The organism is Okeania sp. SIO1H4 (assembly GCF_010672695.1).
GTDB lineage: Bacteria > Cyanobacteriota > Cyanobacteriia > Cyanobacteriales > Microcoleaceae > Okeania > Okeania hirsuta.
In genome coordinates this window covers 1-24,366 of sequence record NZ_JAAHGB010000063.1, presented here as the reverse complement: position 1 = coordinate 24,366, position 24,366 = coordinate 1, and the positions used below count along the sequence as shown (strand labels likewise).

The 24,366-nt window shown below is 35.3% G+C and carries 14 protein-coding genes; 7 read left to right on the top strand and 7 right to left on the bottom strand.

The features are described 5' to 3' along the window. Positions 1-5 precede the first annotated feature (5 nt). Complete coding sequence (locus tag F6K06_RS27000) at positions 6-893, bottom strand: ABC transporter permease (RefSeq protein ID WP_124142759.1); 888 nt, start codon at positions 891-893, stop codon at positions 6-8. Between the two features lie 1,240 nt (positions 894-2,133). Here F6K06_RS27000 and F6K06_RS26995 point away from each other — a divergent pair. The 4 genes from F6K06_RS26995 (at position 2,134) to F6K06_RS26980 (ending at position 4,923) form a co-directional block, all read left to right on the top strand. Continuing rightward, positions 2,134-2,385, top strand: coding sequence for a hypothetical protein (locus F6K06_RS26995; RefSeq protein ID WP_124154475.1), 252 nt, complete (start codon positions 2,134-2,136; stop codon positions 2,383-2,385). 215 nt (positions 2,386-2,600) lie between these two features. Next, positions 2,601-2,768 carry a hypothetical protein gene (locus F6K06_RS26990; RefSeq protein WP_161564291.1) on the top strand — a complete coding sequence of 56 codons (168 nt, stop codon included), beginning with the start codon at positions 2,601-2,603 and terminating at the stop codon, positions 2,766-2,768. A 219-nt stretch (positions 2,769-2,987) separates the two neighbouring features. Further along, positions 2,988-4,358 carry an AAA-like domain-containing protein gene (locus tag F6K06_RS26985; RefSeq protein ID WP_124142761.1) on the top strand — a complete coding sequence of 457 codons (1,371 nt, stop codon included), beginning with the start codon at positions 2,988-2,990 and terminating at the stop codon, positions 4,356-4,358. Between the two features lie 70 nt (positions 4,359-4,428). Next, positions 4,429-4,923, top strand: coding sequence for a hypothetical protein (locus F6K06_RS26980; RefSeq protein ID WP_124142762.1), 495 nt, complete (start codon positions 4,429-4,431; stop codon positions 4,921-4,923). Positions 4,924-5,566: 643 nt separating this feature from the next. Here the strand turns inward: F6K06_RS26980 and F6K06_RS26975 are convergent. From F6K06_RS26975 to F6K06_RS26950, 6 genes are all read right to left on the bottom strand, one after another. Continuing rightward, on the bottom strand, positions 5,567-6,700 hold the full coding sequence (locus F6K06_RS26975; RefSeq protein ID WP_124142763.1) for an agmatine/peptidylarginine deiminase: 1,134 nt from the start codon (positions 6,698-6,700) through the stop codon (positions 5,567-5,569). Positions 6,701-6,895: 195 nt separating this feature from the next. After that, the gene (locus F6K06_RS26970) at positions 6,896-7,132 is read right to left on the bottom strand and encodes a hypothetical protein (protein ID WP_124154472.1); all 237 of its coding nucleotides are present in this window, start codon (positions 7,130-7,132) and stop codon (positions 6,896-6,898) included. A gap of 139 nt (positions 7,133-7,271) precedes the next feature. Then, positions 7,272-9,257 carry a tetratricopeptide repeat protein gene (locus F6K06_RS26965; protein WP_287243726.1) on the bottom strand — a complete coding sequence of 662 codons (1,986 nt, stop codon included), beginning with the start codon at positions 9,255-9,257 and terminating at the stop codon, positions 7,272-7,274. Between the two features lie 226 nt (positions 9,258-9,483). Then, on the bottom strand, positions 9,484-10,839 hold the full coding sequence (locus F6K06_RS26960; protein ID WP_287243724.1) for a vWA domain-containing protein: 1,356 nt from the start codon (positions 10,837-10,839) through the stop codon (positions 9,484-9,486). After that, on the bottom strand, positions 10,802-11,920 hold the full coding sequence (locus F6K06_RS26955; RefSeq protein ID WP_287243723.1) for a hypothetical protein: 1,119 nt from the start codon (positions 11,918-11,920) through the stop codon (positions 10,802-10,804). Before F6K06_RS26955 ends, F6K06_RS26960 begins: the two co-directional genes overlap by 38 nt. An 804-nt stretch (positions 11,921-12,724) precedes the next feature. Continuing rightward, on the bottom strand, positions 12,725-12,949 hold the full coding sequence (locus F6K06_RS26950) for a hypothetical protein (protein ID WP_124142768.1): 225 nt from the start codon (positions 12,947-12,949) through the stop codon (positions 12,725-12,727). Between the two features lie 22 nt (positions 12,950-12,971). Here F6K06_RS26950 and F6K06_RS26945 point away from each other — a divergent pair, with 22 nt between their 5' ends. The 3 genes from F6K06_RS26945 to F6K06_RS26935 form a co-directional block, all read left to right on the top strand. Further along, positions 12,972-13,298 carry a hypothetical protein gene (locus F6K06_RS26945; RefSeq protein WP_287309068.1) on the top strand — a complete coding sequence of 109 codons (327 nt, stop codon included), beginning with the start codon at positions 12,972-12,974 and terminating at the stop codon, positions 13,296-13,298. A gap of 334 nt (positions 13,299-13,632) precedes the next feature. Beyond that, on the top strand, positions 13,633-22,368 hold the full coding sequence (locus tag F6K06_RS26940) for a type I polyketide synthase (RefSeq protein ID WP_287243718.1): 8,736 nt from the start codon (positions 13,633-13,635) through the stop codon (positions 22,366-22,368). A gap of 10 nt (positions 22,369-22,378) precedes the next feature. Further along, positions 22,379-24,366: type I polyketide synthase (locus F6K06_RS26935; protein ID WP_287323317.1), on the top strand; the 1,988-nt coding region annotated here is incomplete at its 3' end.

The following is a 24,366-nucleotide window of genomic DNA, read 5'->3' as shown; positions in this document are numbered from 1 at the left end:
AGCTTTTAAAGTGAATTTTTTTTGTCTTCTGAAATCCGGAAATATATAATAACTGGGATTAATACAATTACCATTAATAAAATTGATAAGGCTGAACCAAACGGCCAATTTCTCGCTTTTATAAACTGATTTTGAATGAGATTTCCCACCATCATAGTTTTGGCACCGCCTAAAATATCAGGAGTAATAAAAGCACCAAATGCTGGAATAAAAACGAGTAACGAACCAGCAACTATTCCTTTGATTGTCAATGGTAAAACTACACGAAAAAAAGTTCGTAAATCATTTGCTCCCAAATCTTGAGCAGCTTCTAACAAAGAAAAATTAAAACGTTCAATTGTGACATACAAGGGTAAAATCATAAATGGTAAATAACCATAAACTAAGCCAATAATTACAGCAAATGGGGTGAAAAGAAGAGTCAAAGGTTCATTTATTAGCTGTAAACTTTGTAGAGCAATATTAAATACTCCTTCGGTACGAAGTAATACAATCCAAGCATAAGTACGAACTAAAAAATTCGTCCAAAAAGGGATGATTATTAGCATTAGTAAGACATTACGCCAAGGTGGTCTACGGGTAGCAATAAAATATGCTAAAGGATAGCCAATTAGTAAGCAAATAATAGTTGTAATTAAAGCTAAAAAGAAAGACCGCCCAAATATTCCCCAGTATATTCCTTGAGCTAGTTGTTGATAATTATCTAGGGTGAATTGCCAAACAACGCCACCGTAAGTACCTCTTTCTAAAAAGCTATAAATAAGTACAATTATTAAAGGGATGATGAAGAAAATTAAGATCCATATAGTTGCTGGAGATAACAGAATGAGTAAATTGGTTAATTTCCGAGTTTCAATGGTTGATTTTGATTGTTTTTTATGAGGTTGCCACATATTAATTAGTTGATGACCAGGAGATTATAGCTATCAGATTTATGCTTGCTTGTCAATTAGTAAAATTAAAATTATGGCGGTTATTACTAAGTTAATTCTAGGTTGAACAAGAAGGTTAATATGTATACTAATAATCTTTCCACTTAACCAGGACAAATTAGTATCAGTTAAATACAGCATATTCCAAGTATATGAAGTACAGATATTAACGATTAAATGTTCCCAGTGCGGGTATCTTGCCCGCTATTGGATGTATCTCACCCCTGATGGAATCTGCTGTATATAGCCTTTATATAAAACAGGACTTACGCAAAATATGAAAATATACGCCACTTGTAGGGGTTAACTGCCGTTAACCCCTACTATATATGGTGGATATCCGTAATTCCTGTAAAAATTAGTATTTTCGAGTACAAAAAATTTCTATAGATCAAAAACCTGAAACTATTACCACTGTTGCCAGATTAGCTATTTCCTTTCCCTTAAAAGTATATTTACAGCTCAAATGTAAATGTTAGAGTTTTTTTGCTTTGCATTTACAGCAGTTTTCAGAAAGATGGAACGCACTCCTAAAGAATAAAAACCTTTGTATAGACCTTCCATGGAACCTTCCTACCGTAGTCTACTTAAGTAAAAACTACTATAATTCTTAATTGATAGGTAGAACTGAGATACCACTATCAGTATTCTACGCGATCGTCAAAATATCTTCCATAGCAGAAAACATCTCCAGAAGGCAACAGTGGGAAAAAATCTCCCTTTTTACAGCGCTTTTCAAATTGATGAACCACATCTTCACAAACAAAACTTTGTAGGGACCTTCCATGGAAAGTTCCTACTGTGGTCTACCCAAATGAAAACCGCTGTAAATTTCATTACAGTCTATTTCCTGACCAACTCTTTCTTTGTTATACCTGAACAATACTATCGGATAGTGACGATTATCAATATAAATCAACTTTTATATATTGACAAATTAACATTTTTATGATTTTATACTGCAATCTAAATATTGTAGAGCTAAAAGTATTAAATATTATCAACTTTTATATATTGACAAATTAACATTTTTGTGAAATAAAAATAATCAGTAATTTTACGAATCAAAGCAACCATGCTATGTAAAGAGTCTGTAAAATTATAGAGATTTTTTTAAAGATTTAATGAAGGTATAAAGTATCTTAAAAAATCGAAGATATCAACTTTTATATATTTTCATCTTGAGCAGTAATTGGCATAATTGAATAAGAAAAAATCAATGCTTTCTCTAGAAATAAAAGATACTCTATCTTCAATAAAAAATATGAAAAATTTAGCTCAAATTAATCAAGAAAGTATTTGGAAAAAACATATAGTTAAAACCAAGAGAAAAGGATATTTCCGAAATATACAGGAAGTAAAAGTTGTAGCTAAAGTAGCAAACATGGGTCTTGAACCATCAAGATCAAAATCATTTACATCAAAGGTTTGGGTAGTTTCTAGCTCTTTGTAAACATAATATCTGTATCGATCCGCTTGTTTGAAAAAACTGGCAATGGTACAAATATTAATCAAATATTAATAAGTATAAGGGTTTCCAAAAATTAAAAATTTGGAAACTTTTTTTATTCAATTAGTTTTTTAAGGAACTAGAACTTGATTAGTATTAACAAAATATCATCAAATGCGTGAATTTGGTATGAGATATTCCATAAGTCAAGAGTAGTAATGGCAATTGCTGTATATACAAAAAATCAAAACTATTTTCAAAATATCCATACCAATCACCGAATAATTGATGACACTGATGAAGATGATAACCGAGTAGAGGAGACAATATCTATCTCATACCATTTCTCCATGAAGTTGCCCTTAATAAAAGGTAAAAGCTATTAGTAAAATTCAGGTTTGGGTAAGAATTATTAAGCGCATTATTACAGAGAAATGGTATCATAACTTATTTATGACTGCTATAATTATATTTTTGTGTGTAAAAGTGTAAATTAAAAAGCGTGAGAGAAGAAATAGTATGTTATAATTATGATCATAAATGAATTCTGATTATTTTTAGGAAAATCACTCTATACCCTCATCAAGTGGAGGGTCAGAGTCAGCATGACAGCCATCGAATCAATATCATTATTTACTGAACAGTTAGTAACAGCTAAAACAGGTAAATCTCTGTCAGACATTGAAAGAGAAGTTCTACGACTATCTTTGTCTGGAAAAACCTATAGTCAAATAGCCTCCAAATCAGATTACTCTCGAGATTATATTAGCCAAAATGTGGCTCCTAAATTATGGAAGTTACTAAGTAATATTCTCAAAGAAAGAATTAGCAAAACTAACTGCCTTTCTGTATTAGAAAGACAACTATTGATTTATCAAGCAAATAGAAAGCAAGCTGCACAAACCAGCTTAATTAATACAAATATAATCCAATATTCAGAAATTTCCGAAATTAATGATTGTAAATTACTAGATGGTAGAGTCCCTATAGGTTCTCCATATTATATAGAACGTGCTGAACAATTAATCTGTTATTCAGAAATTAATAAACCAGGATCATTTCTGCGTATAAAAGCACCCAGACAAATGGGAAAAACTTCTCTATTAATGAGAACTATTGGTTATGCTATCAAACAACAATATCAGACAGTACGATTAAGTTTACGAAGAGTTGATAGTACAGTTATCAAAGATATCAATAAGTTTTTAAGATGGTTTTGTGCTAGTGTAACAAGAAAATTACAGCTAGAATCTAAATTGAATGAATATTGGGACGAAGATATTGGTAGTATAGAAAGCTGCACTTTATATTTTCAAGATTATTTGCTTTCTATCATAGATGATCCTATAGTTTTAGCAATAGATGAAGTAGATTATATTTTTCAGTCTCCAGAAATAGCTAATGATTTTCTGTCAATGCTGCATTCTTGGTATGGAGAAACAAAGGAAGTTAAACTCTGGCAAAAACTGCGGATAGTTTTAGTAAAATCCACAGAAGTTTATATTGCAATGAATATTAATAAATCACCTTTTAATATGGGAATAGCTATAGATTTATCCCCATTTACTCTCGAACAAATCCAGGAATTAGCACATCGTTATCAAATAGAGCTATTACCACAAGAACAAAATCAATTAATGCGATTAGTGGGTGGTCATCCCTATCTAATTAATACTACTTTTTATCATATTAAATGTCATCATGCCAGTTTAGAAAGCTTAATCAAAACAGCAGCTACAGACACAGGTATTTATAGTAACCATTTGCATCAACATTTACAAAATCTGCAACAATATCCAGAACTTAAAACAGCTTTTGAACAGGTATTGCGAGCTATAACTCCTGTAGAGTTAAAACAGGTACTGGCATTTAAGTTAAAAAGTATGGGCTTGGTTGTACAATTAGAAGATAATTTAGTTATGCCTAGTTGTGACTTATACAGGCGATACTTTTATGATGTATTTGTTGGTGTATAGTTGGGAAGTTTAGGGGTTTAGGTAGTAGAAAATATTAGTTAATTTTTTAACTAGAATAAGGAGGGTAATTATGACATTTGATAATTCTTCTGGGTTGCCCCTTGAAGATCGGGAGACTAAAATTCGACAGGCAATAGCAACTGAATTATTAAATTATTGGCAAAAACGCTATACAGAATATATTGAAGATCGAGATACTGATGAACAAATTTGGGACGATCGCGAACTTGACCCCGAAGAGTTGTCTGAAAACGCTTATGCTGCCTATCAATTTTATGAAGAAACAGTGGAAATGGGAGATTGGGGATCTGTAAGAGCTTACAGGATGGAAGTAGAAGAAGAGGCGATCGAGATTATTGATGTCGTTACCGACGGTGATGATGGTTGGTTGGAAGCTTATGATTTGGATGGAAATCTCCTGGGTGCGGCGCGACGATATATTGAGTTATTAGCTTGGAAAAACGTAGAGGATGTGCGAGGACAGGTAGAAACAGGAGATTTTCCCCCCGAACTGAATTGCGAGTCAACTTTGTGGGGTCGTCCTGAAGTAGTAACAGAAGAGTGACATTATGTCCGGTTGAATACTTATATTACGTCCGGATAATTAGTGATAAAAAACTTTCTCCTTTTTCTGCTCTTGTTTTTTCCTTCTTCCTTCATTTCTTCTTCTTTATTTCCTCCTGACTCCTGAGTCATGACTCCTGAGTCATTTATTTATAGAACCCATTTGATATCTATATAATTATGCTAGTCAAGTCTTTTCGCGCATCAATTTTGAAGAAAAATCATCTGAAGGAGTGTTGAATTTTTTGTATTATTTCTCCCCACATCTTCCCTCTTCCTTCTTCCCTCTTACCTCCTGTCTCCTGTCTCCTGTCTCCTAGCTAAAAAAACGCGCATATTTATGAAGATACGCTTAGGGGTTCTATAAGTAGGACTTACTGAATAAAGCTAAAAGTCAGGAAAGCTTACAGTAATGGAGCTTTTTATATTCAGTTGATCTCCAAGTTTATGGCTCTTATTTGCATCAATTTACTGAAATTTTCTGCTGAAATTCAAGAAAATTCCTTCACATAAAATGGCCGAAACCGTTGTCTGTTCCCCCACAAATCGACCCGTCCCCGCGTCTGGTGCGTCCCCGTGTCCCCGTGTCCTACCCCCACCAACCAATTTTTTCAGCAGACCCTAAGTATTTAACCGATACCTAACTAAACTAATGGTTCTTGCTGAGTTGTGCAATGTATTCCTCCCCCTCCTGCCGCAATTTCATCAATATTAATTTGTACAATATCTCGACTGGGAAAAAGTTCTGCTAGAGTTTCTTTGGCACGACGGTCAGTCTGACGATCGCCAAATTCTGGGGCAATAACAGCACCGTTAATCACATAAAAATTAATATATCCTGCTGCAAAGTCATCACTTTCGTATCCCGGTCGTATTCTTTTCGGTGCTTCCAGCACAACAACTTCTAGTTTTTTCCCATCCGCATCTGTTGAGGACCGCAAAATTTCTAAATGTTTTTTGGTAACAGCATGGTCAAAAGATTCAGGGTCTGGATCGTATCCAGCAACAACAACACTGGGACGAACAAAACGGGCATAAAAATCTGTATGTCCATCGGTAATATCATAACCTCTGATACCTGGTAACCAGATGATTTTACGCAACCCCAATAAAGACTTCAATTCTGTTTCGCAATCAATTTTGCTCCAACCAGGATTGCGATTATTATTGATAATACAACTTTCAGTCACGATCGCTGTGCCGCGACCATCAACTTCAATACCACCTCCTTCAAATACAAGTTTTGTATTAACTAACGGTACTCCAGATTTTTGTGCCACAAAGCGAGCTACCTCAGCATCGCGGTTGTGATATTGCTTGTTTCCCCAACCATTAAAATTAAAATCAATGGCTGCTTTCTGACCTGCTTCATTCACCACAAAAACTGGTCCTGTATCCCTAATCCAAAGGTCATCTATAGGGCAAACAATCAACTCTACACTAGAGCTACATTTAGCTGCTGCCACATCATAGTCTGCCTCACGAACTAACATTTTTACGGGTTCATATTTGGCGATCGCTCTAGCGATGTTTGCTAGATTATCTTGTACTCCAGAATAGTATTTACGTCCCCAAATATCTTTACTTGCGCTAAATGCCATCCAAGTACACAAATGAGGTTCGGTTTCATCTGGCATATAAAACGAGGAATTTGATGACATAGAAGATGATGTTTGATTTAATAATTGAGGATTAGTTGTGGCAAAGCTGGCTAAATTATTGAGAAAAATATAGCTTGATGTTGTCGATATTAACTGGAGAAAAAATCGTCTATTCATAAACGAAGGCAGAAGGCAGAGGGCAGAAGGCAGAAGGAACAATGAGAATTTTCTTTTGCCTTTCCTGATAAATTATATCACACAGAGTAATGTGATTGTTTTTCTATTTATCTACTCTTCATTCTCTTCTTTAACTCCAGTGATAATTGCTACTGAAATTGTTATTAAGTCTTCTAAATCATTAGGTACTCGATATCAGCTTAGGTCTTGCTTAACTTGCTTTTCTTGTGGTTTCAACAGCGCAAATTGCAAAATATTTCCGATATAAACAGCTCCATATAATAAATTTTGTTCTGCTTCTTCTGCTTCTATTCCTATTCCTTTATCGAGAGCAATTAACTCAACCGCCAATTGCTTAAAGCCTCTTTCTAGGTTTTCATCTATTAATTGATAACCAAAATAATTTAATATATCTTCCGGGTAATAATTCAACTTTAAATAATCTGAAAAATTACAATTTTGAAAACTACTATCACCTATATCACTCCGAAAAATTCTCTGGGAACTTTTTTTATGACTATGAATACTTTCCCCCTCGGAGATATCTATTAATGAGCTAGTTTTACCCTGACTAAAATTCCACTACCTGGTTAAATTCACGCTCATATATTTTTATATCTTCCGCATATTTTTCCCTTACCATTACTTCTAGTTCCGGTGTATAGAAAACCTCATACTTAGGAAATCCACCTACCTTTTTAATCAGTTTTATTAACTCATCGGGATGTTTTTTATGTAACTTATTTTCAAATTTATAATTACTATAATTAGTTCTTTTATATTCAAAGATATTTTCCGGGATTTTCAGTTGAGATTTTTGATTTAAGTCTTTTTTTACTCGATTGAGATTTTCAAACTGTCCAATATAGTCAAACTGAAATCGCCCTAAGCACAAAAATGTGTATTGTGGACGCCAGTGTGCATTTAAACGATCATTATCTGTGTTGGCTAGATAATTAATAAACTGACTAAAAGTAATAGACTTATAAATATCAGGCTCCATCCCTAAATCTCTATATACATCCATAACTAGCTTATAGGCAAAACTTATTGGTTTTGCTCTTTTAACAATTAAGTTTAAATAAGCACTCACTAATCTTTTAAAAGGGTTTCTCAAAATAACGAATTTAAAGTAGTCTGGATTTTGCATATAGGATGGATCAGTAAGTCTCATTTCTACCTCTAGTCTGCCAATATATTCATGAATATCTTGAGAAGACTCTTTGTATTGTTGAGCATAATCACTGTGTTCAACCATTATAGTATTGAACATAGTACAAGCATTTTTGGGAATGGGGCAATAGATAATTTTTAACTTGTGATTAATTAAGTATCTATTAATAATTGATTTCTGGTAACTTAATTCTGCTTCTTCTAGTTTTCCTTGCTTGAGATAAATTGACATCAACTTAGAATGTATTTGTTTTTCTATGTGAATATTGGTAGGAATATCCAATGCTTGGTTATATGAAGCGATCGCCTCTGAAGATTTTTCCTGTTGTTGTAAAGAGTCTCCCTTGAGCATAAGAACATTTGCTAAACCTAGATAAGCTTCTGAAAGTTTATGTTTCAAATCTATTACCTGATGATAAGCTTTTGTTGCCTCTTCCCATTTTTTTTGCTTAGTTAAAACATCTCCTAATTCTAGTCTAACTCCAGGATTTTTGGGATTAAGTTTAGCTAGTCGTTGATAGTAAGTTTCTGCCTCCTGATATTTTTGCATTTTCTTTTTTATCCCCCCTAATTGATTAAGTGCTGCAAGATGATTGGGATTCAAAAAAAGTACCTGTTCATATTCATAAGTTGCTTCCTCTAACCGATTTTGTTGAGAATATATTTGTGCTAATTTTAAGTAAAAATAAGGTTCTTGGATATTTACTGAAATAGCTTCCCGGTATAGTGTTTCTATTTTTTCTCCCTGCGCATTTTTCTGGTAAGCATCTGCAAGTTCCCGATAAATCCATGCAGGTTTTTCTCCAGGAATAATTAAAGCTTGTTGATATGTTTCTATCGCCTCAGTAATATTTCCTTCCTGCATTAACTTCTGAGCTAGTTTTCCTGTTGTTTCAACATTTCCTACAACTTTTTGCTCTTCTTTTTTCCTTAGCTGTTTTCGGAAATATGAAAGTTTTTTTTCAGAGATATTTAAAGCTTTTTGGTAAGCTACTATTGACTCTTTTGCTTTCCCAATTTTGTTTAAAGCAGACCCTAATTGAGAATATATTTCTGCTGGTTGCTCTGGGTTGATGGCTATGACTTGCTGATAATAATATATGGCTTCTTCCGCTTTTCCCACAGCTAACATTAATGATCCTAATTTGACTTTGGCATCACTATTTTTTGGCATTAATTTTACCACCTGCTCTTGGTAGTTAATAGCTTTATCTAGTTCTTGATTTTTCTCGTAAATATTTGCTAATGCTATAAGAGCATCGGTACAGTTTGGTTGTAATTCTAGAGCTAAAGAATATTGCTCTATTGCTTCCGATATCTTCCCTAGATTTATAAGTTGTTCCCCAATTTCTAGCTTCTCTTTCAATTTAATTTGTATATTCATAATTACTCAACTTATACTTTTATTATAAGCATTTAGCTGTCAGCTCTCAGCTATTAGCTTGAATTCTATGAGTTCAAAACTTAAACTTGTCGTTGCTGTGCTTCAAATTATCACTTAAAGAAGCGGTTAAGAGTCACCAGTCAGCCAGATTAAACCCTAGCTCTAAAAGCTGATAGCTGACCGCTAATAGCTGTTTGCGCAGCATTCCGCAGGAAATGCTTACCTTTTATTGATACTCTCGCTTAATTGATTTTGCCCACAATAAAAATGGTATTACACCACCCCCTAATAATACTGCTAAAGTAAATAAGAAAATGATAAATCTGGTCAAAAAAGGTAGGGAGCGCGACACCCAAGGAAATACATAAGGTTGTTGTTCTGAGTCTACTGAAATATTGGGTAAATTGAGACTAACTTGCACATTATGTAACGAACCACGGTCGGCATTTATTGGCTGAATATAGTTGATTTGATACTCATCAAATAAAGCCTCTAAAAATTCAGTTAAACTACTAGAAATATCCTCAGCATTACCAGAAAATTCAGCAATACCATTAGTTACTCCCGCTATTTGTTGTAGTCGTTTTTGGTCAACAAATTCTTCAGCAGCAAGTTCCGTTAATTCTGAATAATTATTACTTTTTTTTCCTCCTCTTACACTAATATCTCTAATAGTAGGAAGTTCCTCTAAATCATATTTTTGCTGCAACTGTTGGGGAGTCAAACCATAACCCAAAGTATGCACAGTAATATTAGGATAACTTTTCAACATAAACACAAGTTTTTCAAAGTCTTGTGCTTCTAACTCTGGTTCATTTTCTCTATTTCCATAAATACTATGATAGCCATCAGAAAGTAAAATTATCGAACGTCTTGGTTGAGATAAATTAGAATTTGGGCGTGGGTTAAAACGAGTATCTTCGGAATTACCAAAAAATTGTACTGCCTGACGCAAAGGTTCATAAATATCTGTAGCTGCACAAAGATTATCCAGTTGACTTTCTATTTTTTTGAGAGATTGTTCAACCTTTTTATTGCCTGCTAAAACAAAATTATCTAGTTCTTTTTTCGTCACTTGATTTCCCGGACAATTTTTACCTCCTTTGCCAAAAGGTACAATAGAAATTTTGGTATTTTCTCCCTTGTCAGCTAAATCTTGATTAAATTTTCTAATTGCAGCGATCGCCCCTTCTAATTTGGTTTTTTCCCCACTACTATCTAATTGCTTCATACTGCCACTAAAATCTAATAAAACAATTACCCAAGCAGGAGGTAATTCTTCGGGTAGGGGAATTTTCCAATTAATATCTATTGGATTTAAAGTTTGACATTCTCCAGTTTTTGGCTCTGTTTTAGGCGGACAAACTGTTAAATTAAAGTTCTCTTTTTCCAGACCTCTTACTGGTTTATTGTTTTGGTCATAGGCTTTGATTCGCAGGGTAATTTTACTTTCATTACGTTCAGGAATAGCTTCGATAATTTCTACATTTTTTACTTGAGCAAAGCTAGGATTAATGCAGGAAATTACTATTAACAAAGAAAAACTAACCTTGTGGGTCCAAGAAGCGATTATAGTAGACAAATCTGAATAATTTTTTACCATTATAGCCCTCATTTTCGGCATAAAATGCAATTAAATCGTTATGTTTTAGTTTGATTGGCGTACTTTCCTTCAAGCGATCGCCTTGATATTCTATTCTATTAAAAAACTTAAGATTAGGTACTAAAATTGTTTGGCTAGATGCTAAGTCTAAGTCAGCAATATGCAGTGGCAAACCAGGGATACAAATATCTACACCAAATTGTTGACTGCCCATAATTTTCAACTGAGCTGAACCAATTTTAATTTTACCTCTTGCAGGTAATTGAATTGATAATCCTTCCTCAATTTTATCGGTCAAATCATTACTCACAAATTTAATTCTGGGTGATAATTCTTTCTGAATATGGGGATAATTCCCTGGTGTTTCAGACTGATGAAAATTGACATTTTCAATATATTCAAAACCAGCTCCAGCTCTGAGGGCAACTAGATGACTAGGAGAGGTAGAAAAACTCAAGACGAAACCTAATAAACTCCCTAATAAAGAAAAACCTATTGTGTCTTCCCAAGCTTGTAATGCTGTGGGCATTCCATCCATTTTTTGTCGTATCCATTCAAAGATAATTGCTGCAACTAAAGCAGTCAAAATACTGGTAGTTAAACTAATGGTAAGTCGCTGCAAAAAACGCCGTTTATCTCCTGCTTCTATACTACGCCAGCGCCAAGTCAATCCTTCAGCTAAACCCACTGCTCCACCAATTAAAATCCACCCGACTATTCTGACAAATTTATCGGGTACAGTTATAACTTTATCTCGTAGTTGTGGATTGAGTAATATTTGTACTAATCCTCCAGAAGTAAGACCGATTAATAATCCTAATCCTGCAGCAATACTCAGTGGTATTATACCTCTGTTGAAGTTGCGTTTAAATCGAGTTGGATTACTTAAAAATATATCTGTTGCAACTATGCCAACTGCTAGAGAAATTGCCACGCAAGGAAATAATGTTAATTCAGGAAACTTTTGTAACCAGCCTAAATCGCTGAGGAGAAATTGCCCTATACTCCAGCCGATTAATGCTGATGTAATTCCTGATAGAATATATAGATATATTCTCATAATTTATAATTAATTTTAATTTAGATAGAGTCAGAATTAGCAGATAATTAGCAAATATACAAGTTTTGAATCTTTTGCATTTTAAATATTATCTTCCAGAATGTCAATAGTATATTGGCAGAAAGAAGGAAGCCACGGCAGGGATTTTGAATACATATTAGACGGAATGAAGAAAAAAAGAATAAGACTGTTTTTTTATCCTCTGGTTATCTTGAATCTTTTTGCCCTAGTTTTAACTAATAAATATGAGGAGGCCAACCAATTTTATTGCCTTCTATTAGCTAGTCGAAAATAATTACCACTTCTCAGCAACTAAGTTTATTTTTTAATGGGCACATTGCTTAAAAGCCTTATCAAAAAAATCTTAAAAAACGGAAGCTCTACCTTGACATACAATACTTGACAAGATATGATAAACATAATGGAAAAGGTGCGCTCATATATAGTAGAAAAAAATCCAGAAAAATCAGCTTTACCCTCAGCCAAGAAAATTTAACTACCAACAAATTTCAGAAATAAGTATCGCATCGCTCACGGGGTGACAAGCCCTTCAAAACTATTGTATGATCAGGATTTAAAGGATATCCACTCTGCCTAAATTTGACGGTTTTTATGAGAATAATAATTATTCTTAGTAGTGATGTGGGTTCGCGATATAGCTGCCGCACTTGCTCCGCCAACGCGAACCCACATTACCAATTACGTTGATTCATTGTTCAATTAGATGAATCCTAGAAAATTTATGTAAGTCCTGTTAAAATTTGTTAATAATCAGATGAATGGTAAAACGTTTCGGGCAAATAATTAAATATTATCTAACATTGACAGAGCTTTTAATCCCCTTTGATAATGAGACTTTTTGTGAGGATTAAGGTTAATTATCTGTTGAACAATATCAACTAAATAGTCCCAGGCAATTCCCCAAAGATAACCATATATACCAAGCCAAAATTCACTTAGTTTAAGTGGCCGTAGTAGTGAACCACTACCACCACAAGAACCATCAGAAAGTTCAGAATTGCTAATCAATGTTCCTGAACCCTTGATAACCTTGCAATTACTTGAAGATTCCGATTTACCCACATATATCAATGCGATCACAACTCAGAAAAAACTTTATGCCAATCCTACAGCTTTGAATGCTCAAGGCCAGCCACCAGAAATGTTTCTTCAAGGTAATGCCTATGATTTAAATGATGTTGAAGAATTAGATTATAGAACAGCTAGGGTTGCTAGTGGTGAGAAGCTGGTGGAATATGAATATCAAGCTTGGCGGTGGTTTTTCGATCTTGAAGCGTATGCAGTTTCATTCCAATTTCAAGCAGATTCAGTTTTGTGGTCAGCCTTGCTGGCTCGGACAAGTTTTGGAAGCTGTTGAGACAGGCAGTACAAGACTGTGATGGAACAGAGCAATTGCTCCAGTTTCAAGGTTGGATACCACATTTTCCGATAGTATTTGCTATCGGAAAAATAAATAAAAAAAAGTAACTATGGTTTTGAGTATGTAGTGTCTTTGTCTAAATCCTGAGAATACTTTTATTTCCCAATAGGCACCAAATGGGTTCTATATATTTAACTATTTAGTCTAAACTTCAAACAAAAATTATCTTGCCAAATTCCTGATTACAAGTTATAGTTATAAACTTAAATAAAAGAAGATTATCAAAAATCTACCAAATTAAGAAGAAAGGATGAGAATCAATTAAGATAAAATGTTAGAGTTAATTAATCGTTACGAACACGGCTTTGTTTCTATTCCTGTAATTTTAGCCTGTAGAGAAAAGGGATTATTTGAATTAATCAAACAAAAAAAAATAACCCACCAGCAAATAGCTAAAGTCCTAGGAGCAAACACAGGTCATCTGCAAGTAGCCTTAAGAATGATGCAATCCCTAGGTTGGCTATCAAAAAATGAAGTTGGTGAATACTCCCTCACAGAAAATTCTCAAGCTTACTTGTCCATTCCTGAAAAAATATTAGACTTATACAACCTACCTATAGAATCCTACTTACTAGGAAAAGAAAAGCCTAGTATTCTCAAAAGTTGGATAGAGCTTTCTCAACAGCAGTGGCATATTAATGATATAACAATAGCAGATTTCTTAGATGGAGTTCTAATAATACCAATTATGCTAGCGCTTCACAAGCATAATTTATTAGCAGTAGACCAGGAAGAAAAACCTTTATTCTCTGGTGTAAGTCCTCATATACGAGAAGAATTATCAACATTATTTATAGCTAAAGGATGGGCTGAGAAAAGTTCGATAACAGTCCAAAAACATAGCCAAAAATCGAATGATTATGAAAATAATTTATGCCTGACCGCTCTGGGTAAATTTATAGTAGAGAGAATACTAATTACTGGAGTGACTGCTTCCTATACTCCTATGTTGTTGCAGATTTCAGACGTATTATTTGGAAAAAGTCAAACAGTATTTTGTAGAGACGAACAAGGAAGTGAAAGTCACATCGATCGAAAATTGAACGTAATGAGCAGTGGTTTTCAACACCAGAAGTTTTTTGCTGATGTAGACGAATTAATTCTGAGTATTTTTAATCAATTACCCTATTACGAACAACCAAACTATATTGTAGACATGGGTTGTGGTGATGGTACACTACTCAAACGGGTTTATCAAGTAATCAGTACAAAATCTGCTAGGGGAAAAGTGCTAGACAAATATCCAGTGCAGATGATAGGAGTAGATTATAACCAAGCATCGTTGCAAGAATCTGCATTAACTTTAGCAGGTATTCCTAACTTGCTAATGAAGGGGGATATTGGAAACCCACAACAAATGATATCTGACTTAAGAACTCATGGAATTGACGAGCCAGAAAAAATTCTCCACATTCGCTCCTTTTTGGACCACGATCGCCCATTTATCCCTCCCCAAAACTTAGAAGCAGCAAAAAAGCGGAGTCAACTTTCTTACTCAGGGGTTTATGTAGATTCAGACGGCGGTTTGATTCCGGCCCAGATTATGATACAAAGCTTGGTAGAACATCTGGAAAGATGGTCTTCTGTGGTTACTAAAAATGGGATGATGATTCTGGAAGTTCATTGTTTAGAACCAGAAGTAGTAAACAAATTTTTAGACAGTAGTAATAACCTGCATTTTGATGCTTTACAAGCTTTCTCAAGTCAACATCTGGTGGAAGCTGATGTGTTTCTCAGTTGTGCTGCTGAAGTAGGTTTATTCCCCAAGTGGGAGTTCTCGAAACGATATCCTCAGAATTTTCCATTTAGTCGTATCACCTTAAATTGTTTTGAGAAAAAGCCTTACAAGTTGCGCCATCCTACAATTAAGGATTTACCAGAGCTAATAGTACTAGAGGAATTGTGTTGGTCAGAAAATCTCCGGGTTGACAGTGAAGAAATTCAGAGGCGGATTTTGAATTTTCCACAAGGGCAGTTTGTTTTGGAGCTTGAGGATAAGATTGTTGGAGCTATCTATTCCCAAAGGATCGAACGGACAGAAGTTTTGGAGAATAGAACCTTTGTAGAAGTGCCATCATTACATACTGAATCAGGAGTAGTGATACAATTACTAGCTACGAATATTTTGCCAGAGTTGCAAAACCAAGGGTTAGGGGATCAATTACTGGAATGGATGCTTCAGTATTGTGCTGTGATGGGTGGTGTGGAAAGGGTTGTGGGAGTAACTCGTTGTCGTAATTATCCAGACTATTCCCCAATACCAATGGCAGAATATATCCACAAAAAAAATGAATCAGGACTACTGGTAGACCAGATTTTGCGCTTTCATCAAATACATGGGGCAAAAATTCAAAAAGTTCTTCCTGGTTATAGGCCCAAGGATATAGAAAATCAAGGTTATGGTGTTCTGATAGAATACGATATCCATAATCGTCAACGTTTTGATGGTGTAGGAGTTGAAAAAAATCAGCAGGAAAAAGTAGAAATAGAAGAAGATGTAGATGAAGTTGTGGCTGGTTGTGTTCGGACAGTAATGAATAAGAAATGCTCTTTTGATTCAGATCGCCCACTGATGGAAATGGGAATCGAATCTTTGGAACTGTTAGAACTGAAATATTTATTGGAGAAAAAACTGGAAGTAAAAATCGAGCCGAACTTCTTCTTTAAATATGGAACTCCAAAGGCGATCGCTAGTTATTTTAAGGGAGAAACACAGGCTAAACACAAGAATATTTCTGAGTTGTTGCCAAAAATCGCACAACCAGAGCCAAAAGCCGAAAAAACTGATTCAGGTTTTTCGGCAGCTCAATTAGAAAATGGGATAGCAATTATAGGAACGGCTTGTCGGTTTCCTGGAGATGCTGATAGCCCCCAAAAGTATTGGTCACTGCTGTGTAATGGCATTGATGCAATTACGGAAGTACCTCTGAATCGTTGGGATATTGAAAAATATTACAATCCCGATAAAAATCAACCAGGAAAAATATCTAGTCGTTATGGTGGTTTTATTTCTGAAGTTGACAAATTTGATGCAGATTTTTTCCATATTTCCCCCCGTGAAGCAAAATATATAGATCCACAACAACGTATATTACTAGAAGAAAACTGGAAGGCACTAGAAAATGCTGGCATTAATCCAGAATCTCTTTCAGGAACAGAAACAGGAGTATTTGTAGGTATTGCTTTTCATGATTATGAACAGCTACAGAACAAACATAATCAGGAGCAAGATTTAAACCTATATTTTGCCACAGGTAGTTCTAATGCTATCGGTGCAGGAAGATTATCTTACTTTTTGAAATTGAATGGTCCAGCCATAACAGTAGATACGGCCTGTTCATCATCTCTAAGTGCTGTTCATTTAGCTTGTCAAAGTATACGGAATGGTGAATGTGAATTAGCTTTGGCATCAGGGGTGAATTTATTGTTGTCTCCAGAGTTGAGTATTAGTTTCTCTCAAGCAGGGATGTTATCGCCAGATGGACGTTGTAAGACTTTTGATGCCTCTGCAAACGGTTATGTAAGAAGTGAAGGTTGTGGAGTTGTAGTTCTCAAGTCTTTGAAACAGGCCATAGAAGATAGAGACCCAATTTTAGCAGTGGTGCGGGGCACAGCAATTAATCAGGATGGTGCTAGTAATGGAATGACTGCACCAAATCAATCAGCTCAAGAAGCGGTGATTCAGAAAGCGTTGTCTATAGCAGGAATATCAGCTAATCAAGTATCTTATGTAGAAGCCCATGGTACGGGTACTTCTTTGGGAGATCCAGTAGAAATTAAGGCTCTGGAAGTGGTGTATGGAAACAATCGTGGTTCGGAACGCCCTTTAACGATCGGTTCAGTAAAGACAAATATTGGTCATACTGAAGCGGCAGCGGGTATTGCCGGGTTAATCAAGGTGGTGTTGTCACTGCAAAATAAATATATACCACCTCATTTACATTTGAAAGAGCTGAATCCTTATATGAGTTTGACAGGGATTCCTGGTGTAATTCCGATGGAGGGTAAGCTATGGGAAAAATATGATGGAGATGAAAGTTGTGTAGGAGCGGTAAGTTCTTTTGGTTTCAGTGGAACAAATGCTCACGTTATTCTTGAGGAAGTACCAACTCAAGTTAAAACGCAACAGTTAGAGGAGCAACCTCATTTGTTAACTCTCTCAGCAAAAACAGAAAAAGCTTTGGATGAGTTAGTGAGTCATTATCAAAATTATCTGGAAACTAATAGAGAATTAGAACTGGCAGATGTATGTTATACAGCTAACACTGGGCGAGCTCAGTTTAATCATCGACTAGGAGTCATTGCTAGTAACCCACAAGAATTAACGAAAAAACTTTTGCAACACAAAGCAGGGGAGGAAGTCGTCGGAGTATTTTCAGGAAAACTATCAAGTGATAGTAGTTATCCAAAATTAGCCTTCCTATTTACAGGTCAAGGTTCCCAGTATGTGAATATGGGAAGAAAACTATATGAAACTCAGCCAACTTTCCGTCAAGCTTTAGAGGAATGTAACCAAATCCTAAGTTCGTATCTAGAACATCCGCTCTTAGAAATTCTATATCATCAAGATGCTGAAAATTCAAGTTCATCTTTAATAGATCAAACTGCTTATACTCAACCAGCTCTGTTTGCTATTGAATACTCTTTGTTCAAGTTATGGGAATCTTGGGGAATAAAACCAAATGTGGTAATGGGCCACAGCGTAGGAGAATATGTAGCAGCTTGCGTTGCAGGAGTTTTCAGTTTAGAAGATGGTCTCAAACTAATCGCTATGCGGGGCAGGTTAATGCAAAAGTTACCCTCCGGTGGTGAGATGGTATCTGTTATGGCATCAGAATCTCAAGTGACAGAGGCCGTAGGCGAATATAGTTCCCAAGTGACAATAGCAGCGATAAATGGACCAAAAAGTATAGTAATTTCAGGTGAGAGTGGAGCGATCGCTACCATTTGTAGTAAGTTAGAAGCAGTGGGGGTTAAAACCAAGCAGTTACAAGTTTCTCATGCTTTTCATTCACCATTGATGGAACCAATGTTGGCAGAATTTGCAGCAGTAGCTAAAGAAGTAACCTATAGTCAACCTAAAATACCACTAATATCAAATGTGACTGGTGAAAAAGTAGGTGCGGAAATAACTATTCCTGAATATTGGACTCGTCATGTACGAGAACCAGTAAGATTTGCCCAAAGTATGAAAACTCTTCATCAGCAAGGATATAAAATATTTCTAGAAATCGGACCGAAACCAATCTTATTCGGCATGGGAAGGCAATGTTTGCCAGAGAGTGAAGGAGAATGGTTACCATCATTACGACCGGGAGTGGATGAGTGGCAACAAATACTATTAAGTTTAGGGCAGTTGTATGTACGGGGTGCGAAAATAGATTGGTTAGGGTTTGACCAAGATTATGCTTGTCAGAAAGTAGAATTGCCTACTTATCCATTCCAACGAGAACGTTACTGGATAGAAACAGCACAAACCAAAAATCATCAATTTGAGTCATCGTGTAATGTTTATTCAGTACCAAAAATAGATTTTCCTCTTCAAATTTTTTGCTTGTCTGCTTCTAGTCAACAGGAATTATTACATTTAGCTAAAAATACTATACTTAGTATAGAACAACATCCAGAAGTTAAATTATCAGAGCTTTGTTTCTTAGTGAATACTAAGCAATCATTGTCAGAATATCGTTTGGCAGTTATAGCACAATCTACTTTAGAAGTACTTGCAAAACTCACAGATTTTGTAGCTGGAAAAGATGTAGAAAATCTTTGGAATGACAGGATTAAAAATAGTGATTTTTTGAAGGTAGGTTTTATTTTTAGCCCCTACAGTACTTTTTACCCAAATATGGGCAAAGAACTATATGAAACTCAACCAAAATTCCGTCAATCAATTGACCAATGCCATAAAATTATTAGTGATTATACAGGTCAGTCTTTACTGGAATTATTGTACTCAAACAAAGTTGATAATTTGTCAGAAATAAAACATATTTACAGATTACCAATGTTGTTTGCAATTCAATATGCTTTAAGCGAATTGTGGAAGTCTTGGGGAGTAGAGCCAAGCTTAGTAATGGGTCATAGTTTTGGAGAGTACTCGGCAGCATTAATTGCAGAAATATTTAATTTAGAAGAAGGCTTAAAATTATTAGTTTCTATTGGAAAGCTTTGGGATAGTAAATTAGAAAGAAATTGTCAAGCTATTGGCATTATAGCCAGTGAAAAATATGTCGAGGAAATAATTGAACCCTACATTCAAGAAATTAAAATTATTTCTTATGGTGGTTATCGCAATACTGTAGTCGGCGATACTCAAACAATTCAATTAGTAGCTGAAAAGCTTAGAAAAGAGGGTGTATTAGTAAAAGAACTCCCTTTTGCCGAAGGATATCATACTGACAGAATTAAACCGATACTAGGACTTGTCGATCAAATTCACCAAGGTGTAAATTACTCTAGTTCAAAAATTCCTTTTGTTTCAGCTATCTCAGGTGAATTACTGAATGAAGAGGTAGATTCTACATACTGGAGGAAGGTATGGGGAGAACCTGTAAAATTTTCTACTGCTATAGAAACTGCATATAAACAGGGTTGTAAAATCTTTATTGAAATTGGTCCAAAAGCAGTTACTTTGTCAATGGGGAGATCTCATCTGGGAGAAGAAGCAGGAATTTGGCTTTCTAGCCTTCGAGAACAATATTCAAACTGGCAAATAATGTTGCAAAGTTTATCTCAATTATATGTTCTAGGAATGCCGATAAATTGGTATGAATTTTATCAAAACTATCCACAGTATCAAGTAAAATTACCAATCATATTTTTACCGGAAGAAACTGAATTATTAGAGAAGGAAAAACAAGCAAATGCCAGTAAAGATTCAAGTTTTATTACTTCCATTGAAACCGGTATAAATCAAATGCTTATCGATGGAAATTTGGAGTATTTAACGCAACATTTAAAACAAAATAATGAACTATCAGAAATTGAGTCAAAATTTATCCCAAAGTTGTTAGACTTGATAGCAAAAACGCATCAAAAAGAAATTATCGAAAATCAAGTTAAAGATTATTTTTATCAATTACTTTGGCAGCCCTTAATACATAACGAAGAAAATTCTGCCATTCAACTTAGCCATTGGTTAATTTTTGCTGATTCTACAGGAGTCGGGAAAAAACTAGCAACAAAACTGAAAGAACAAGGACATAAATGTACTTTAGTTTATCGTGGAAAAAGTTTTCAAAATCCTGAAAGTGGAACCTATCTACTAAATCCATGTAATTTTGATGAGTTTGAAAAACTTTGTCAGGAAATAATAACCTCAAAGCAATTATCTTGCCAGAGAGTCATTCATTTGTGGAGTTTAGATGCTCCTACTTCGGAAAATTTAAGCATTTCTCAGTTAGAGCAAGTACAAATATGGGGATGTGGTAGCTTACTGTACCTGTTACAGAGTTTGGTTAAAATTTCCATATCCAGTTCCCCTCAATTGTGGATAGTTACAAGGGGATCTCAGCCTGTATTATCTAAAATTGAAGAACTAACAGTTGCAACATCACCTTTGTGGGGTTTAGGTCGAGTAATATCTCTCGAACATCCACAATTATGGGGAGGATTAATAGATTTAGATTTGCAAGGTTCGCAAAATGAAATAGAAACACTTGTAGAAATTTTGACGAGTAATCAAATAGAAGATCATCTAGCTTTACGAGAAAAACAGATTTATGTAGCTCGTTTATTCAAGCAATGTCCTAAATTATCTGCTCCAATATCATTTTCTTCTAATGCTACCTATCTTATTACTGGAGGACTTGGTGCTTTAGGATTACATGTAGCTAAGTGGATGGTATCCAAAGGAGCAAAATATTTGGTTTTGATAAGTAGATCGTCTCTCTCGGAGGACAAACAAAAATATCTAAGTGATTTGAAACAGCTAGGAGCTGAAGTTGTTACAGTTCAAGCTGATGTATGCAATCCGGAAGAAATGTTGAAAGTACTTGACAAAATAGATAGTTATATGTTTCCCTTAAAAGGAATTATTCATGCAGCAGGAAAACAAAGAAGTGAACGGATCGAACGGATGCAAGTAGAACAGTTATTAGCAGTAATGAGTCCCAAAATTATTGGTGGATGGATACTTCATCAAATTACTAAAGATCGAGAGTTAGATTTTTTTGTCAGCTTTTCTTCCATTGCCTCTGTTTGGGGAGCAGTTGGTCAAGCTCACTATAGTGCAGGCAATCATTTTTTAGATGTGTTATCTTCTTATCGACAAGCTCAGGGATTACCAAGTTTTACTGTTAATTGGGGACCATGGTCTGGAGGTGGTATGGCATCAGAAGAATTTTTGAGAGAATTAAAAGAAAAAGGTATAGAGTCTTTATCCCCTCAACAACAAGGAATAGCTGCTTTAGAATTACTATGGAACAGTCATAGTGTCCAAACAACTGTAGTTAATGTTAATTGGGATTTATTCAAACAACTTTATAGTACAGGAAGACAGCGATTACTTCTAGAAGAAATTAATGTCAAACAAGTTGAAACAAAACGTTCAACTTCCAAGCAAAAGCTCGAAATTATTAAAAAAATGGAGACTGCTCCTAAAACTGAACGCAGAAATCTATTAATCACATATCTTCAAAAAGAAATAGGAAAAATATTAGGATTAAAAATAGATCAATTGCCAAGTTTAGAGCAAGGTTTTTTTGAAATGGGTATGGACTCTCTAATGGCAGTTGAACTCAAAAATCGACTAGAAGATAGCCTGAATTGCTCTTTACCTACGACTTTGATTTTTAATTTTTCTAACGTTATTAGTCTAGCCGATCACATTGCCTCAAGTATACTGGGATGGGAATTAGAAAACATTGAACGCTCTGAATTTTCCAAGGCTGAATCAAATAAAATTCAAGAATTGTCAGAGGTAGAAGAGTTATCTGAAGAAAGTATCCAACTCTCAATCGCAACAAAACTTACCAAGTTAGAAACTTTGTTGGAAGACAATTAAAATAGAAAACATGGAAGAAAAAGAAAATCACCTAGCTGATTCTAAGCGAGTATTTATAGCTCTTAATAAAGCAGTAACAAAACTAGAAGCAATTGAGCGAGCCAAAACAGAACCGATTGCTATAGTTGGGATGGCATGTCGTTTTCCAGGTGGTGCTAATGACCCTGAAAAATTTTGGCAACTTTTGTCTAAAGGAGTGGATGCAATCACAGAAATTCCTCCTCAGAGGTGGGACGTCGATGCTTACTACGATCCTAATCCAGAAATCCCAGGAAAAATGTATACTCATCGAGGTGGTTTTTTAGATGATTTCGATGTAAGTCAATTCGATCCAGGTTTTTTTGGGATTTCACCTCGCGAAGCGATCGCCATAGATCCCCAACATCGTTTATTTTTAGAAGTTTGTTGGCAAGCTCTCGAAAATGCTGGACAAATTCCTCAACGATCGGAGGGAAGTCCTACAGGGGTTTTTGTTGGTATCACCGCTTATGATTATGCGCTTATTACCCATCGCGCAAAATATGATAGTAGTATAGAACCTTATCTGTTAGGGGGATCTTTCTTAAATCTTGCTGCAGGCCGTATTTCTTATATTTTAGGATTTACTGGTCCTTCTATGACTATAGATTCAGCCTGCTCCTCTTCTTTAGTAACTATTCATCAAGCTTGCCAAAGCCTACGACAACAAGAATGTCAGATGGCTTTAGCAGGGGGTGTCAATCTAATGTTATTGCCAGATAGTATGATAGTTGCTTCCAAAGCGAAAATGCTTTCACCAGATGGTTACTGTAAAACTTTTGATGCAGCAGCTAATGGCACTACCTGGGGTGAAGGCTGTGGTGTATTAGTTCTCAAACGTCTATCAGATGCTTTAGAATCAGGAGATCGTATCTTGGCACTGATCCGAGGTTCAGTTGTGAATCAAGATGGACCAAGTAGTGGTTTTACAGTTCCTAATGGGAATTCTCAGAAACAGTTAATACATCAAGCTCTAAAAGCAGCAAAAATAGAACCTTCTCAAGTAAGTTATATAGAGACCCATGGCACAGGAACAGCTTTGGGAGATCCTATTGAACTAAATTCTTTGGCAGAGGTATTTGGAGCAGAAAGAACTAAGAAAAAACCATTAATGATTGGGTCGGTAAAAACTAATATCGGTCATTTGAGTTCAGCCGCTGGAATAGCAGGAGTAATCAAAGCAATACTTCAATTGCAACATCAACAAATAGCTCCTCATCTACATTTTAAAAATCCAACTCCTAAGTTTAACTGGAAAGATTTTCCTCTAGTTGTACCCACTGAATTAACTTCTTGGCAAGTTAAAGATGGTACAAGAATTGCGGGAATTAACTCCTTTGGTGCAAGTGGAACTAATGCTCATTTAATCTTAGAAGAAGCCCCTGTTCAAGACGAGATGCACCCCCCTATCCTTAATCAAGGAGGATTAGAACAACAATTAAGAATTAAGAGTGAGAGACCAAAACATTTGTTAACCCTCTCGGCAAAAACAGAAAAAGCTTTAGCAGAATTAGTCAGTTGTTATCAAAATCATCTGCAAATTCATTCAGAATTAAAACTAGAAGATATATGTTACACAGCAAATAGTGGACGATTCCATTTTCACCATCGACTTGCTATTCTTGCTTCCAACTTAGAGGAGTTAGTCTCAAAACTAGCTCATCACCAAAAAGCAGCAAAAGTAGCAGGATTATACACTAATAAAGTTTCTGACAACAATAGTCAACCCAAAAAAGCGTTCCTATTTACAGGACAGGGTTCCCAATATCTGAATATGGGAAAAGAGTTATACCAAACTCAGCCACTATTTCGCCACACAGTTGACCAATGTTCCCAGCTCTTGCAACCCTATCTAGAACATTCCTTACTTTCCGTAATTTATCCAGATACACAAACAACACAAAACTCAGATTTAATCAACCAAACAGCCTACACTCAACCAGCCTTATTTGCCATAGAATACGCTCTGTGTCAACTATG